We start from the raw sequence: 15,812 nt of genomic DNA, 5'->3' as shown, positions 1-15,812 counted from the left end.
ACGGTAGCAGAATAATGGCTAGTAAAGATAGTAACTCTACAAATATTAAGGATTGGTTGAAGCTAAATCTCCTTGATTTCGCTAATGGCCATGATCTTGAAATATTACTTATCGAGCTAAAATTTTTAAAAGATACCTTACCTGAGCAATTTAGATCAGAATTGAAAGATGAGTATCGAACATTGTCTGAATGGATAAAAACATTAGATGTGGATAGTAATTTGACGAAGACGCATGAATTACAGATATACGAAAATGGAATTGCTCATAAAGTATTTTTAGAAAATATTAGAAAGCCTCATCTGCATTTAAAAGAGCTCTATCTAATTACCTTTTTAATCCATCGAGCAGACTCGTCTAAAATAAATACTATCCGTGCTGTCTACTTTTTTCTATGTTTAAGGATGGTTGAGTTAACTGACTATGATAGTCGAATTGAAACTACGCTCGATGAATGCAGATTTTTAACGAACAAAACTCGTGAATTTTTAGTTCCGTTTTTACCAGACGTCACTCAGTCGAAAAATCTGCAAGATATTAAAGAGCGTCTTATTCAAACGCAAGAAGATGATAACTACACTAGATGGCTAAATAGATCTCCAAAAACATTCGAATTAGAGGTGCGAAGATATAAGAATAAGCTATTAAGCGCAGGAGCTTCATTATTCTCTAGCGATGCTCAGTTTGAGATTAACGAACGTATAGCCAAATATCTGTATGAGTATATCCTACCACTCGAAAACTACTTTAAAAATGACTCAGGTATTACCCGAGTAACGACTGAGACTCATAAGATTATAACTATCTTACAAGATAAGGATGACATCACTGGTAATACCGTTAGCGATCTTACCTACATATCAGAAAATACTAGCGAAGAAAACGGATTTGAAGATCGAGAACGACAAGACGATGAAGAGCAATCATTTGAACAAGTCAGTTTCGAGCAGCCTACAAACTACTATTTAGATAAAATTAGAGCTGAACAACAAGTTAACTGTAGACATCAACGGACTTTAAGTCAGGTAACTGATGTAAATGTTGCACATGCTGATGAAATACAGGTTTTAGTCAAATACTTGCTGAGAAATCTGATGAGTTTAGATCTCAGAAGGATAAATGATAATGAGAACAGCGAAAAAAAACCTTCAAATATTGAATATGATCTGGACCATCAAGCTTCTTTGTATTTACTAATAGTTCTATTGACAGGTAGACCTCAATTATTAATATCCGAAGATTTAAAGAAGAGTTACCTGTGCTATCGGTATCCACTGGAATTCACACCTACTCGTAGTAAAGCTCAAGAAAGCTGGGACTCTAAACTATATGCAGAAAATAGTTCCATCCTTCATCTTATCTACCCTACCGTTATTGGTGATATACACTATTATCTATTACATGACATAAGCATAAAGGATCTAGAAGAAATTAGAAACAAGGCTAATGAAAATTTAAAAGCTCTAAATAAGAAAAGCAAAACTAGATTAACTATTAATAAAATTAAGAATTATTTAGAGCACTTCCTTATACACAGTGGACGAGATCACGCTTTAATCAATGTCCTAATTAGTAAACCAATACACCATTCTTCGGCACTTCCTTATTTCAATGTTAGCCAACTAGATTTATTCCTTTGCCAGGACGACTTTAATGAGCATTTGTATGAAATAACATTTGATAAGGTCAACGATGAATCAAAAAAAAATCAGGAATATCTATTTTTTAAATTACCTGATGATAGAGAAATAAATTACTGGGACAAACAGATAGGTAGTGTTTTAGCCGTACAAGAAGGCCGCTTAACATCTATAGTTAGCGATTTAATCACTCGGATCAATTCTTCATTGCTAGATAGGAATACCCTAAACTCTAGATCTATAGTTGACCTACATAATACCTTTACTGATTACTTATATATTTTGCTATCGGTTTCAAGTGGTTATCGTCCAGTGCGTGAACCTTTTGGTAGGCTTATAGATATAGATGTTAGAACCAAGAAATATTTCATCAGCGACAAGGAAAACCGCCAACATACTCGAGGTAGATATATTTATCTACCTGATATAGCAAATCATCAGATTGAGCAGTACATCAAGTATTTAAAGACAAATGTCTTTATTTTAAATAATCTAGATAATAGTCTATGCGATATTTATTCAAATATTCTTGCTAGCAATATTGGACTTATCAGTTATCTAAAGCTGGATGAAAAAACTAATACTATTACTGAAGTCAGTCTCACTCAAACATTTATTCAAGAAAGACTATCTAGGATTTTAGAGTTACCGTCAAACTGGCATCGTCATTTTATACGCTCATATAAAAGCCCAGAAGTTGGAATCTTTTCTGCTAAAAGCAGTTCATCATTATCTGATAGTTTTGGTCATGATGTTATTGGAGCTTGGATGGGGCATGCTGATGAACTTGGTTTCGATTACTACGATAAGCATAGTGGTCTTAAAGGAAGTGAGTTGCGCAGGTTTGCTTATGAGCTTAATAAAATACTTGAGTATAACGGCTTTAAAATTATCTATTTGGAGAATAATTAATGGCTCAGCGTAAATCAGGTATCAAGGAGCGTGCAGAGAATAGAAGCAAAGAAACCTTAAAGCGTAAAAACTTGTCTAAACGAATAGTTAGAGAGTCTATAGATTTTGACAAAATTATTGCATCAAATGATCCTCAAACAATATTTAATGCTATGTGGGAGCAGCTTGATAAAAGATTATTAGAAAACAAACATTTTCAGGGCTATCTTGGTTATGTAGAAGGATATAACGAAGCAGTAAAGTGCTGTCAAGATTATATTGAAAATAAGGACATTGATATTGGTTTTCCAAAGCTTATTGTTACCTCATACCGTCCAAAGTCTTTTAGAAATGAAGTAACCTTTTCTGAAAACCAACAAATATTAGATTTTTATTTGTATTGGATAGATGGTATAGCTAGCAAAGCTTATGAGCTTACTATCACAGATTTAATGCTATCGTTAATTTTCCATAGTGCTGTATTAAAAAAGCTAATATTACAAACGCTTATATCTCGCATCAGTGACAAATCATTAACTATAGAAAGCATATTTGAACTGCCTGTGACAACACTCATTATTGATGACGATAGCTACCATACTAACACTTACAACGATTCAACAGCTGTACATGAAGTAAAAGTCTTTTTATCGCCATTAACGAGCTATTTAATTAAGCTCTATAACAAAAAGGGCAAGACTAAAAAGGTATCGCTTAGTACTGATATTCATAAGCTATACCAAACATTGCAGATGACTAAATCTCTTAGTCAAAACCAACTATCTATGACTTTAAAGAAGTTTTTAATAGGTGCAGTCTATGTTTTAGAAGATTATCTATTTTTAGATCTGCCAGAACATACTTGGTATCTATTAATTGGTTGGGACTCTACCTATGGTCTGTCAACAGCCAATTGGCAGTCTCTAATCTTTAACATATCTCATGAGACCCTTGCCAATGTAACTACTAGCATTGAGTATCATAACGATGTCGTTGTAGAGCCTAGAAAAGCTAACCCTACTATCACTGTCGAGATTGCTAAGCTATTCAAAAAGAATAAAGATGAAAAAATCTCAATGACTACATTCTCAGCTGGCCTCAAACAGCTATATGAACGTTTATCCACGAGCGATGCTCCTTTAAGTGAGATCGCAATTGTAGGTTGGTTACTGACGAAAACAGTAACTTGCAAAAAAGTAAGTAGTGTTCAGACTTACAGCGGCACTATTACGAATCGTTGGTTATCTCTGACGCAGGGTGTTGCTCTTGAGGAGCACACTGAAGAGGATTATATTCAATTTTATAGCGAACTTATTGAACTTGGGAAGTCAAAAGACGCTAAGAATACTATTGCTACTCGTATTGATGAGATTCATGAATATTTAGTTAATCAACATAATATTGAACCTATTGCACCTCTTTCGTCTACCAAGAGAGCACATCATAGGACAGGTTATCTTTCAGAAACTATGTTTCAGGCTATTCTTAGCAGTGCTGACAATCTTGAAATGACTAAAGATGAGCTAGAAGCGGTAAAGCTCGCTCTGATTTTAGGTCAACGCTGTGGACTTAGAATAGGTGAGATAGTTAAGATTAGATTAAAAGATGTGGCTATAACTTCAGCTTATCTAGAGGTGCGTGACAACAAATATGGTAATAATAAAACGGGTTCTGCATTAAGACGGACGTTGTTAGAACAACTTTTGACAGATTCAGATATGTTGTTTTTTAGAAAAGTCGAGCTTATTCGTGGTGAGGGTAAAGGTGACACCTTAATCGCTAACCAAGCGGGTATGGCTTATCGTGCCAGTGATTTATCTAAAATTTTATCTCAGTTAATTAAAACTGTTACAGGACTTCCTCATCTTACGACTCATCATCTAAGACACAGCTTTTTGACTAATTTTCAATTAATGTCATTTATGTATGACCAAGCTAATAATTTTAAGGGACACAAATGTACTCAGGCTTTAAAAGACCTATTACCTTATGACGAAGAAAAGTCTTGTGAAATATTAGCTTATATTGAGACATCACTACAATACAAAAAAATCTATGCCTTAGCAGGGGTTGCTGGTCATGCCAGTCCTAGTACCACTTTTGAATCTTATGTTCATTTGACTGACATTCAGATTGGATTGTTACTTTGGCATATGGATTACCACCTAACGTCTAAACACCATGAATTAATAAGCATTCCTAGACGTTTGAAAAAGCAGTTAGCCGCTTCACCTGTTGCAGTTAATGACTATCTGCTTAACAAGCTCAAACTTAAACCACTGCCTAAACCAAAACATAGTAAACGACTAAAGAGAGCAGATAAAAAATCTACAAAGCCAAAAAGATACTCATTCGATGAAGTTCGTCAGATTCTAGAGGTACATAATAGAGAGGAAGATTTCAAGGAAAAAATGGATGTTTATAAACTTGATCAAAATACTTTTGAAATGTGGCTTGAGAATGCTAGACGGCTCAGAAACGATTCTGCGTTTAAAACCACACACGGTAATTCCAGATTGTTTGCCTCTGATGATAACAGGAGTTTATTACCAGTTCTCGATAGGTATGCTGAAGACAACCACATGCTCATGCAGATGACCAATAAATTTCGTGACTTATATAAGATAAAAGACAATCGAGAACCTATGCTTCAGTTTGTAGGGCTTACGCTTACGAACTCTCAATACTACAAAAATCATATTAGTTTTAATGAAGCTCTGGATCTATATAGTTATATACAAATACTGAGACAACTAGTCTTAAAGAAGAATATTAATTTAAAAATATACCATTATGCACAAGCTAAAGATGACGATAAAAAGGAATGGCAACCTGTAATGAAATTACTTGCCTCATCTCAAATAAAAAATTGTAATGTAGCAGATAAATTGAACGGCAACGTATACAAAAAGAAGATCCGTGCTGAATTATCACTATCTAGCCAAACTGAGCAGACTAGGCTTAATAATAGAGAGAAATCAAATCTCCCAATCAAGCAATGGACCGTTAGAACTTTACAAATTTTCTGTCATTACGCTTTCATTATGATAGGGCAAAGAATTAATTTAGGAGATCACAAGCCATGAATCTGTCAGCAAAGTCTATCAGCATTAACAATAGCACTAAAATTAGTCTTCATCCGTTGGCTAGCCAACTAAATAAGCTAATAGTGAAAGCCTACTTAATTGGTGGTCAAGAAGCCTATATTAAATCTATGCATACTAAGTTTGATTGTTATAACAGTGTACCTATTCATAATGTATCGTTAGTGAATAATGATGTGAATGAGTATTTACTCATTGGTGGTTGTTTTTTACCTGTATTTAACCTAAAAGATCTTAATAACAACAACACTATTTTCTTAAGTTATAAAACCTCTAAAAAAGACTCTAAGCCTGAGCATAAGAAACAAGTTAAGAAAGAATTTGATCAGGATGTGATTGACTTTATATACATGGACTTTATCCGAGCAATATCAATACTCTCGTTAGCTAAACCTGGGCTTATGTATCCAAGTCTTAAAACAATAACGCAAGAGTATAAAAGTCAGATATGGAGTGAAATATTCAATAGGGAATCAAAAACCCCAAAAGATTACATTTTATTAAATAACGTCGCCGATCTGCTTGATACAACACGTGGCACATTGAATAGTCATACTAAACTAAAGAAGTAGCGGTTAGTTCTTTCCGCTATGCCTGATTAGAAACAGAGCTATCTCACTAAGCTTAGAGTAACAAGCTAGACAACCTTAATCCTCGAATTGGAACACAAGCGATCTAATGCGAGGACTTATTCAGGATTGGATAGCGATATATCTACTTCTAGGAGTCATTAAAGAGATGATTTATGAGAGAGATACAAAGGGATGTATTCACAACCGTATTAAAACTTAATAGCTCTGCCTAACCACGCTACCAACTCACGGGCAGGAGCCTGACTCAAACACTGCGGACAATTAATATAGGTCATTATGCAGTCATTTAAATCAGTCAACATATGTAGTAATAACCCTAAACCAATTACCTTATAGGGCTTTGGTAAAAACAACATGCCCGCATATACTGCCATCGCATAATAAGTATGTAGCGGATGGAAATTAATACTACAACGATTGGGCGAAAAGATAGGTGTCGCTAGCAGATGATCTAAATCAACTAGCATGGTTGCTAATAGGATCAAATAAACTCGCTTATAGTCACTACGAAAAAACATATAGGCGATGATAAACGGCATACCAAAGTGTAGAAAATAATGGATAACGGTTTGAGTCATCGCTTTTTCCGATTTAAGAGGGTGTTTTAGAAAGTGTTCTAAGAGTATCATACACGATCTGAGGTATACCTTCACACCTGAAAGACAGGCGCGAATCCACCACCTGGCATACGGAAGTTGGTCATCTGACCGTGATAAACACGCGCAGCAGGTAACATGCTAATCTACCGTTGAGAGACGCCAGTAAACGGTAACTCGGTCTGGTAATGAGGAACGAGTAAACATGCAACTGTATTTATTGCTATGGCTATTTTTGGAGGAATTATGACTCTTGTAAACCAATCGTGCCGAGCAGCAGCGTTAGCTGTGCTTGCCCTGATGGTGTGGAGCGTAAGTTTCTTTCTCCATTTTTTTTGGGAGATGGCACAGGTACCGTTCTTCTCAGGCATGGCAGAAGCGAGCCACTGGGAGGTGGTCTGGCTTTGTACACGTGCGACCTTCGGTGATGCCAATATTGCCTTTGGCGCCTACGTGCTTGGGGCGTTGTTTGTAAAAGACTGGTTCTGGATTTCAAAGCAGTGGCTTCTGTCGACTTTATCGATATACCTTGGCGTTGGCCTGATTGTGACAATACTCTTTGAATACTGGGCAACTGGAGCTGGCCAAAGGTGGAATTATAGTGGTCTGATGCCTGATGTTCCGTTACTAAGCATAGGTGCGTTGCCGCTCTTTCAGTGGATGGTCATTCCGATAATATTAATCTACGCTGTCAAATGGATGTTCCTTAGGTGGCTGGTTTCGAAGCGTACCGAACGCGAGTAGATCGAGTAAAGACAACCACATTCTCTCAAAGCGCTTCCGGAACAGTCAACATCCATGTCCTGACCTGACCTGACCTGAGGTATGAAACTCTGCTCGATATATCGTTGAGAGGGCGTTTAGCTAATTTGAAAGGGGTTTTTTACCACTCATGATCTGAAGAACAAAGGTTCCGGATACTGTAATCAATAGGAAACCGTGGAAAGCCTCCATAGCAGTCATGAATCGTAGATGTCCGTTGGGCATGAGATCGCCTCGCCCAAGCGTTGTGAAGTTGACTAGCGAAAAGTAAAAGTAGTCCATAAAATTAAGAGAGCTACCATCGCTAGATGAGGACGATACGAGGTTACCGACCTCAAGGTCGTGCACAGCAAACCAGAAGCCAGCAGCGTAGAGCAACGCCTCGAACGTATGGGCAAGTACGATTGAGCCGACTGCGACCCCAAGACAGTGTCCTAGACGGCGAGACGGCGTCACAAACTGTGACGAGAACTTTAACGCGCCGTAATGTATTGTCGTGCAGACAGCGATCAGAATCGCTGCCATTATGATTGCCAGAACCACTTTTTACCCTCTTCAAGAAAGTCATGTTATAGTCGAAGGAACGGCACAGATTACCACGCTCTATCTATCAACTGTAGTTGTTTCTTCCTATCGGTGTAAGCACAATAAGCCAGAAAAACTTATGCCCGTTTCGCCTCATAAGATAACGTATCCCTTTTATTCAGTATCGGATATAGTAATCCTAAGCCAATTATTTTGATGCAGAAAGTAATGAATAAAGAGTTGAATCATCATTTTTCCAGTTCAGCATGATATTTTGATTATTGCATTAGTACTTAGAATAATCCAAATAGTAAACACTGCTTAAAAGCCAAACCCAAATGATCACACTTGGAAAACAGGCGCAAATCCACCCCCTGGTGTGCGAAAATTAGTCGCTTGACCTTGATAGATACGCCCAGCAGTTAGTAACAGCTGTCCTGCATAGGTATAAAGACGTATATCTACTTTTTTGGTCGTCACAACATCATCGATTTTTATTGATCGCTCTGTAGCAGGTATAAAGGTCTGTGCAATATAATCCTCATCCAGAATGTTCTCAAAAACGCGTCGAGTGAGCTTGCTACCGCGATAGACGCCTTTGCTTCCATATCCAGCAACTGGCTTAAAAAACAATTGTCCCCGAGTACGCCATAACTCTGCTGCATCCTCTTTTATAACCATTTTGGTAGTTGGCACTGCCCTTTCTAGACATTTTGCATCATCATTATCTAGTCCCCACGACTGCAAAGTTTGCGGATCGGATAGTAAGGCTAAGTTGCGCTTATTCGCAAATATAGCATGGACATGAGGATTAGGCGTTACTACTACCGCACCCTCTAGATAGGCACTTTTAAGCACGGCGTGGTTAGGGTTTTCAAATGCAAAGTCGACCAACCGATTATAGATCATATCAATGGGCTTACCATGCGCTGTCAGCTTGCCATCAACATAGTTAATTTCAGACGGATCAAGTATAACGGTATCAATGCCCTTAGCTTGAAGTAGTCGGCAAGCCAGCTGAAACTCTAAATACATGAACTGACTTTTGGGATCATTATCGATAATAGCTATGCGATTAGGCATGGCAGTAGCCGATTGTCGCTGCCACTCTTGTATGAACATGTTAGTGACGGCTTCTTCAAAGCCATCAAGCATTTTAGTAGTATCAGCACTTTGCTCGGAAGGGTGGCAGCATTGTTTTTGTGCGCGGGCAAGTGCTACGTTTAAAAATGCGCCTCCAGCGTTAGTATTGATCTCAATAAGTTGAGGGCTATCGCTACCTAAGTGAAAGTCATAACCCATAAAGGCTCCTATTGGCCCTGGATCGAAAGCAGCAATTTTGGGTGCCCATGACAATACTTGCTGTTGGTAAGATGGAAGTCTAGCAGCCGACTCAATAGCTGCGACAATTCGCACCATTGTCTCTATCTCTGTTTTGGGGACAAACACCGGTGTTGCTGAAAAAATTTTATTAAGCTCATTAGCTCCTATTGGGTTGTCTCTAGTGTCTGACAATTGATTTTGAAGGCTAGTATTAAGTACTTTACGATCTAAAGTACGGCAATAGCACTCTTTATTAAGTTGATCTGCAAGATTGTCATTCACTTTATCTTGGTTATTGCTTAGGTGTTCCATTTAAATCTCATTACTAAGTTTAGTGGGTATGCTGATAAGGTTTAGAAGACAGCCAAAGTAAAAAAGGTATTTGAAATGTTTAAGATAAGGTTGTTTTTATAGTTGTTTTATAAAATAGTCATTGTGCGCCATAGCTACTTTGCGAGGTTAAACAGTTTTATGCTCTTCTTTGATTAGCACTTTTGCTAAAAACAAACCTAACTCGAACAGTAGCCACATCGGAATCGCTAGCAATAGCATTGAGACACCATCGGGTGGTGTAACTACAGCTGCCACAGCAAAACAACCAACAATGATATATCGGCGCTTACTCTCTAGACTCTGAGTGGATACGATACCGAACATTATCAATAGTAAAGTAACCACTGGAATCTCAAAAGTCAGTCCAAACACCATAAACAACTTGAGTGCAAAGCTCAGATAACTATCAATATCGGTCATAGGTATGACATTCTGCGGAGCGAATAGGATAAAGAACTTTAATACGCCTTTGAGTACCACAAAGTAGGCAAAGGCAACACCCGTATAAAATAGAAATATCGAAGAAAACAGCACAGGAATGGCAATTTTCTTCTCTTTTTTATATAAGCCAGAAGCTATAAATGACCAAATTTGATACAGAATATAAGGCATCACTACAAATGCAGCAACGAAAATTGTCAAGCGAATAGGTGCCATAAAGTTTGAGGTAATGTCAGTGGCAATCATAGTCGAGTTCGCAGGCAACTGTGCAACTAGAGGGTCTGATAAAAGGTTGTAGAGTTCACGCGAAAACCCTACCAATGCTAAGAAAACAATCAAAACGGCTACGCATATTTTGATGAGATGCTTGCGTAGTTCAATCAAGTGTTCAGTAATAGGCATATCACTGAGCGCATTCAGCACATTATCAGCCTCATCACTATGGGCAGTGTCTGGGGCTTTAATATTTGTATCCGCTAACTTTTTTTGTCGATTTTTTTGGCGTTTAAATAAGCTCATTCATTCACCTTTTCTATAGGTGAAGAAGAAATATTTGGCTGATGAGGATCGGTTGGTTGATGTGAAGCGTCTAAGCTTTGATTCTGCGAGTCTTCAAACTTTTGCATACTACCGCGCATCTCTGCTAGTTCACGCTTCATATCTGACTCAGTCTGACGGATTTTTGCAAGCTCATTTTGCATTTGTTGGCGCGTTTCAGCCAGATCAAGCTCAGCTTCTATTTCAGACTGTAAAATGGATACTGTACGGCGCAGTTTGGCATACCATTGCCCAGCCGTACGTGCGGCCTGCGGCAGTTTTTCTGGGCCCAATACGATTAAGGCTATGACGCCAAACAAGAGTAACTCGGAAAACCCGATATCAAACATAACAGACAAATATATTAATTAATAGGCTATTGAGTATCGCCATCTATAGCGGCGCATTTCATACTTTCTGCTTATTATCAGTGGTAGCAGGGTTGATTTCTATATCATCAGCCTGTGTATTTGAGTCAGTATCTGGTACTGGCAGATTGCCTTCATGACTAAGTGCGCGGTTTTTGCGAGTATGCTCGGTCTCTTCATCTTTTACCGCTTCTTTAAAGCCCTTTACCGCACCGCCTAAATCTTTACCCGCGTTTTTGAGCTTAGCGGTACCAAATACAACCACTACGACTACTAACAAAATCAGCCAATGTGTAATAGAAAAACTACCCATAACAGTATCCTTATTTTTAAATTCTAATAAAACCCGTATTGGGCATTACGTTTTGACAATTTTTCCTAACATTCATATCACAAGTCCAACCTACGTAGTCTAAGCGCGTTAACAATCACCGAGAATGACGACAAGCTCATAGCTGCCGCTGCTATCATTGGACTAAGTAGAAGCCCAAATACGGGATAGAGCACACCTGCGGCAATTGGGACACCAAGTGCATTGTAAATAAAGGCAAAAAACAGGTTCTGTCTGATATTGCGCATGGTGGCGTGGCTAAGCTTATAAGCTTTAGCAATGCCCATTAAATCACCTTTTAGCAGGGTGATACCCGCACTCTCCATCGCCACATCGGTACCCGTTCCCATAGCGATACCAACATTAGCCTGCGCTAGTGCGGGCGCATCGTTGATACCGTCACCTGCCATTGCTACCAATTTACCGCTATCTTGCATCTCTTTGACGATACGGTTTTTGTCCTCTGGTGAGACGTCGGCATGGACTTCATCGATACCTAATTTATTGGCGACTGCCTGCGCGGTTTTTTCGTTATCACCCGTTAGCATGACGACTTTTAGTCCCGCGTCATGAAGCAGTGAAATAGCCTCTTTGGTGCTTGGTTTAATAGGGTCAGCAACTGAAATAATACCAGCAGCTTTACCATCTATAGCCACAAACATTACCGTTTCACCGTCTTTTCTACGGACATCAGCTTTAATGGACAGCTCATTATCAAAACTATTTAGGCTTTCCATAAGCTTAGAGTTACCAATAGCGACTTTCTTACCATCGACCACGGCTTGTACGCCTTCGCCAGTAGTCGAATTAAAGTCAGTAGCTTTAGGAATAATGAGTGATCTTTCTTGAGCCGCTCTAACGATAGCTTCTGCTAAAGGATGCTCGCTTGCACTTTCTACTGCGGCTACCAATGCGAGGAACTCGTCTTCATCTTGACCTACCTGCGCGTCAATTGCAGTAAGCTCGGGCTTACCAGCGGTCAGTGTTCCGGTCTTGTCGACGACAATAGTATCGACTTTTTCCATACTCTCTAACGCTTCAGCATTTTTGATAAGCACGCCATTCTGAGCACCCTTGCCAGTACCGACCATAATCGACATAGGTGTGGCGAGTCCTAAAGCACAAGGGCAAGCGATGATTAACACTGCAATAGCGTTGACCAGTGCAAAGGCCATAGCGGGCTCAGGGCCGAATATCGCCCAGACAATAAAGGTAATGACGGAGCAGATAAGCACGATCGGTACGAACCACCCAGCTACCTTATCTACCAATTTCTGTATAGGTGCGCGGCTACGCTGAGCTTCGGCAACCATTTGTACAATTTTGGATAATACCGAATCTGCTCCAACATTGACCGCTTCGACCAATAGCGTTCCAGTGCCATTTACCGTACCGCCAGTAACCGTATCTCCTTGTGCTTTTGACACAGGGATTGGCTCACCCGTTACCATTGATTCATCAACATTACTATTGCCATCGATCACTGTACCATCTACGGGTAGTTTCTCACCCGGTTTAACCCGTAGCTTATCGCCAGTGACGACCTCATCAAGCGAGACTTCGACTTCGTTGCCATTTTCATCGACACGTCTTGCAGTCGGCGGTGCGAGCTCAAGCAATGCTCGAATCGCGCCTGAAGTTTGACTTCTGGCTTTGAGCTCTAATACTTGACCCAAAAGTACTAAGGTTACAATGACAGCTGCCGCTTCGTAATACACACCGACTTGACCATTAGCGTCTCTGAAACTGTCTGGGAAAATATTGGGAAAAAAGGTCGCGACAATACTAAAAATATAAGCAGCGCCTACGCCTATCGCAATCAAAGTAAACATATTGAGATTGCGGCTTTTTATAGACTGCCAACCACGGACAAAAAACGGGGCGGCGCCCCAAAGCACGACAGGGGTCGCAAGCACTAACTCAGCCCATTGTAAGATCTGTGATGAGATACCATACTGACTGAAATTAACTACGTTTACGTCAAACATACCGCTCATCACATATATTAATAGCGGTACAGTCAGTACTGTACAAACCCAGAATCGACGAGTCATATCATCGAGCTCTGAGGTATCTTCTTCACCGATAGTAAGCGTTTCAGGCTCAAGTGCCATGCCGCATATTGGACAGCCACTATTCTCAACATCTCTGACTTCAGGGTGCATAGGACAGGTGTAGACCGTGCCATCATAATCAGCAGGAACTTTGTCGTATTTACCGCCTTTGATAGATTTTACATCAGTGCTGTTAGAAGTATCCTTTCCATGACAGTGTGCATGACTGTCTTCATCAGTAACCTCGTTCTCAGGTTTGAGAAACATACCGCATATTGGGCAATCGCTTTTTTCCACATCTCTCACTTCTGGATGCATAGGACAGGTATAAACGGTTCCGCTATAATTTTCAGGTACTTTGTCGTAATTACTCTCTTTAGTAGGATGGGCATCGGTATTTGACATGCTATGGCAGCTTGCATGGTCATCTTTCATTGCTACCATCTCGGCAACAGTGTCTTCAGGTTTAAGAGACATTTTGCATATGGGACAGCCTCTATCTGTAATGTCTCTGACTTCCGGATGCATCGGACAGGTATAAATGGTTCCACTGTAGCAAGTTGGCACCTTATCGTAAGTGGTATCTTTATTAGATTCTATGCCTGTATTCGCTGTACTGTCACAGCAATCAGGGGCTTCGCTGTCCGAAGTATTTTTTGTCGTATCGTGTTTCATGACTATGTTCCCGTTATTGATTGCAATGATAGTTTAGGGCTAAGTCGCTAGCTTTTGATCCCATTCAAGATTGGTGCACTGTTCGTCTTTCTCAGCATAGCTGACCTATCTGAGCCGAAGATTCAATGGCTACGCTAGACTCATCCTGCTTTAGCAAACCAGCGATATAGCGGTACAAACACAATCGCAAAATACCAACCATAAAGATAGGATTCGACAAATCCAATTAGGAAACCTGACCATGTCAGCCATTCAAAACCAGGTAGCAGCGGTGCCCAAGCCTCATGCATGCTTATCTGCTCAGGTGCGAGTAGGCCAAAGCCTATGCACAAGAGATAGCTAATGAGCAGAAACAGAGAAACGCTATTGCCCACAGGACCAATTCTTAAAGTATTCGCTTTTGAATTCAATTCGTTTATCTTGACTCTCCTTGGTGGATGCTATACACCGCTTTCGTCACTACCAAACAACGGTATGGTATATGACCCGAGCATCCGAGCCAGAAAGCTTTGCGCAATAATTATAGAAAATTACATCAGTAGAGCATTAAAACCGGTCGTCAAACAGTCTCCATATACTTGATGCAAGTACGTCGCAGCACCGCCAGCTGACGGGTAAGCGTTAGAGATTTTGATATAGGAGTAAGCACTAAAAGAGACAACAATTGCAGCAGCCAGAAGGCCAGTAGGGAAAGTGAACCATGCATACTCAGCCTTTTATTGCTTTTTCATGAGCAATGTTTTGATTCTGTAGTGAAAGTAGCTTTGAATAAAAAGACCTATATGCTTAAGTCTATCATTTGATAGACCATTATTTTATTTGTTTAAAATATTCCTATCAGTATAGATCGTTATTCAAGCTCATCAATCAATTGCTTCATCTCAGCGATTTCACGCTTTTGCGCTTTAATAATATCGTCAGCAAGCTTTTGTACACGCGGATCTTCAATATCAGCGCGACTACTAGTGAGAATGGCAATCGAGTGATGGGGTATCATCGCTTGCATCCAATCGACTTGATCGACAGTTGCTTGTGATCTAACACCCCAAATACCAACAGCAAACATCAACACGCTCAGACCATAGATCATCAAATTGACCTTGGTCTTCTTATACATAGTGGTCATAAATGCCAACATGACCACTGCCATACCGGCACCCATGTAAAGCGCCATATAAGCTCGGGTCTCACTAAAGTAAATATGATCCCATTGATAAGTATTGAAATACATCATGATGTACATCACAATCGTAGACGTCACAATCATCAGGGTGAACTTTACATACGGGTTCATGCCCTGTTGATGATTCATGGTGTTTTGATCTGAAGTATTCATAGTATATCCCCTATTATTTTAATAATATTAGAACCAGAACTTAACTCCCGCAGTCAAACTACTGCTATCAACCGATTCATTTTCTTGACGTCGTTGACCACGAGCCTTGCCAAGCGCTGTCTCATAACTAACACCCACATAAGGTGCTAGCTGGCGACTAAACGTCTCATAAGTCAGCCTAACCTCAGCTTCCATCTCATTAAAGCCCTTGGTAATGCCATTATCATGGTCATCTTTACTAAATGCACTTAGTTCTACTTCTGGTATGACTACCCAATGCTGATCCAAACGCCATTCATACTC

General features: G+C 39.6%; 14 protein-coding genes. 4 read left to right on the top strand and 10 right to left on the bottom strand.

All coding sequences use genetic code 11. The annotated features are described in order from the left end of the window. Positions 1-14 precede the first annotated feature (14 nt). Genes ACTXGL_RS10880 through ACTXGL_RS10870 form a run of 3 tightly spaced genes read left to right on the top strand, consistent with a single transcriptional unit; the run spans position 15 to position 6,207 of the window. Complete coding sequence (locus tag ACTXGL_RS10880) at positions 15-2,552, top strand: hypothetical protein (protein WP_443526828.1); 2,538 nt, start codon at positions 15-17, stop codon at positions 2,550-2,552. Beyond that, positions 2,552-5,617, top strand: coding sequence for a tyrosine-type recombinase/integrase (locus tag ACTXGL_RS10875; protein ID WP_443526827.1), 3,066 nt, complete (start codon positions 2,552-2,554; stop codon positions 5,615-5,617). The genes ACTXGL_RS10880 and ACTXGL_RS10875 overlap by 1 nt, the downstream gene beginning before the upstream one ends. Continuing rightward, positions 5,614-6,207 carry a hypothetical protein gene (locus tag ACTXGL_RS10870; protein ID WP_290176785.1) on the top strand — a complete coding sequence of 198 codons (594 nt, stop codon included), beginning with the start codon at positions 5,614-5,616 and terminating at the stop codon, positions 6,205-6,207. Before ACTXGL_RS10875 ends, ACTXGL_RS10870 begins: the two co-directional genes overlap by 4 nt. 209 nt (positions 6,208-6,416) lie before the next feature. On the opposite strand, the gene ACTXGL_RS10865 is transcribed toward ACTXGL_RS10870, so the two are convergent. After that, positions 6,417-6,806, bottom strand: a complete 390-nt coding sequence (locus ACTXGL_RS10865; RefSeq protein WP_290176786.1) for a DUF6122 family protein — start codon at positions 6,804-6,806, stop codon at positions 6,417-6,419. 264 nt (positions 6,807-7,070) lie between these two features. On the opposite strand from ACTXGL_RS10865, the gene ACTXGL_RS10860 reads away from it, so the two are divergent. Further along, the gene (locus ACTXGL_RS10860) at positions 7,071-7,568 is read left to right on the top strand and encodes a hypothetical protein (RefSeq protein ID WP_443526826.1); all 498 of its coding nucleotides are present in this window, start codon (positions 7,071-7,073) and stop codon (positions 7,566-7,568) included. Between the two features lie 120 nt (positions 7,569-7,688). On the opposite strand, the gene ACTXGL_RS10855 is transcribed toward ACTXGL_RS10860, so the two are convergent. The 9 genes from ACTXGL_RS10855 to ACTXGL_RS10815 all read right to left on the bottom strand — a co-directional run. Next, positions 7,689-8,111: an ion channel gene (locus tag ACTXGL_RS10855; protein WP_371532716.1), complete on the bottom strand. Its 423-nt coding sequence runs from the start codon at positions 8,109-8,111 to the stop codon at positions 7,689-7,691. A 342-nt stretch (positions 8,112-8,453) separates the two neighbouring features. Then, entirely contained in the window at positions 8,454-9,746 is a 1,293-nt protein-coding gene (locus ACTXGL_RS10850) for an ATP-grasp domain-containing protein (RefSeq protein WP_240216647.1), read from the bottom strand. A 147-nt stretch (positions 9,747-9,893) separates the two neighbouring features. Beyond that, positions 9,894-10,610: a twin-arginine translocase subunit TatC gene (tatC, locus tag ACTXGL_RS10845; RefSeq protein ID WP_443526905.1), complete on the bottom strand. Its 717-nt coding sequence runs from the start codon at positions 10,608-10,610 to the stop codon at positions 9,894-9,896. Positions 10,611-10,723: 113 nt separating this feature from the next. Then, entirely contained in the window at positions 10,724-11,095 is a 372-nt protein-coding gene (tatB, locus tag ACTXGL_RS10840; RefSeq protein ID WP_240216649.1) for a Sec-independent protein translocase protein TatB, read from the bottom strand. A gap of 58 nt (positions 11,096-11,153) precedes the next feature. Next, positions 11,154-11,426: a Sec-independent protein translocase subunit TatA gene (gene tatA, locus ACTXGL_RS10835; protein WP_240216650.1), complete on the bottom strand. Its 273-nt coding sequence runs from the start codon at positions 11,424-11,426 to the stop codon at positions 11,154-11,156. 77 nt (positions 11,427-11,503) lie between these two features. Further along, entirely contained in the window at positions 11,504-14,173 is a 2,670-nt protein-coding gene (locus tag ACTXGL_RS10830; protein WP_290176788.1) for a copper-transporting P-type ATPase, read from the bottom strand. A gap of 140 nt (positions 14,174-14,313) precedes the next feature. Beyond that, a complete protein-coding gene (locus tag ACTXGL_RS10825) occupies positions 14,314-14,547 on the bottom strand; it encodes a DUF5676 family membrane protein (RefSeq protein WP_443526904.1) in 234 nt (77 codons plus the stop codon). Between the two features lie 476 nt (positions 14,548-15,023). Further along, positions 15,024-15,509 carry a DUF305 domain-containing protein gene (locus tag ACTXGL_RS10820; protein WP_443526825.1) on the bottom strand — a complete coding sequence of 162 codons (486 nt, stop codon included), beginning with the start codon at positions 15,507-15,509 and terminating at the stop codon, positions 15,024-15,026. Between the two features lie 27 nt (positions 15,510-15,536). Beyond that, positions 15,537-15,812: copper resistance protein B (locus tag ACTXGL_RS10815; protein WP_443526824.1), on the bottom strand; the 276-nt coding region annotated here is incomplete at its 5' end.

The organism is Psychrobacter sp. T6-6 (assembly GCF_052258185.1).
Taxonomy (GTDB): Bacteria; Pseudomonadota; Gammaproteobacteria; order Pseudomonadales; family Moraxellaceae; genus Psychrobacter.
This window is presented reverse-complemented; position numbering and strand designations above follow the sequence as displayed.

Coding starts and splice junctions, on each gene's coding strand:
- ACTXGL_RS10830 (WP_290176788.1), bottom strand. CDS start 14,173: ATGAAACACGATACGACAAAAAATACTTCGGACAGCGAAGCCCCTGAT.
- ACTXGL_RS10820 (WP_443526825.1), bottom strand. CDS start 15,509: ATGAATACTTCAGATCAAAACACCATGAATCATCAACAGGGCATGAAC.
- ACTXGL_RS10860 (WP_443526826.1), top strand. CDS start 7,071: ATGACTCTTGTAAACCAATCGTGCCGAGCAGCAGCGTTAGCTGTGCTT.
- ACTXGL_RS10850 (WP_240216647.1), bottom strand. CDS start 9,746: ATGGAACACCTAAGCAATAACCAAGATAAAGTGAATGACAATCTTGCA.
- ACTXGL_RS10870 (WP_290176785.1), top strand. CDS start 5,614: ATGAATCTGTCAGCAAAGTCTATCAGCATTAACAATAGCACTAAAATT.
- tatA (WP_240216650.1), bottom strand. CDS start 11,426: ATGGGTAGTTTTTCTATTACACATTGGCTGATTTTGTTAGTAGTCGTA.
- tatB (WP_240216649.1), bottom strand. CDS start 11,095: ATGTTTGATATCGGGTTTTCCGAGTTACTCTTGTTTGGCGTCATAGCC.
- tatC (WP_443526905.1), bottom strand. CDS start 10,610: ATGCCTATTACTGAACACTTGATTGAACTACGCAAGCATCTCATCAAA.
- ACTXGL_RS10855 (WP_371532716.1), bottom strand. CDS start 8,111: ATGGCAGCGATTCTGATCGCTGTCTGCACGACAATACATTACGGCGCG.
- ACTXGL_RS10875 (WP_443526827.1), top strand. CDS start 2,552: ATGGCTCAGCGTAAATCAGGTATCAAGGAGCGTGCAGAGAATAGAAGC.
- ACTXGL_RS10880 (WP_443526828.1), top strand. CDS start 15: ATGGCTAGTAAAGATAGTAACTCTACAAATATTAAGGATTGGTTGAAG.
- ACTXGL_RS10865 (WP_290176786.1), bottom strand. CDS start 6,806: ATGACTCAAACCGTTATCCATTATTTTCTACACTTTGGTATGCCGTTT.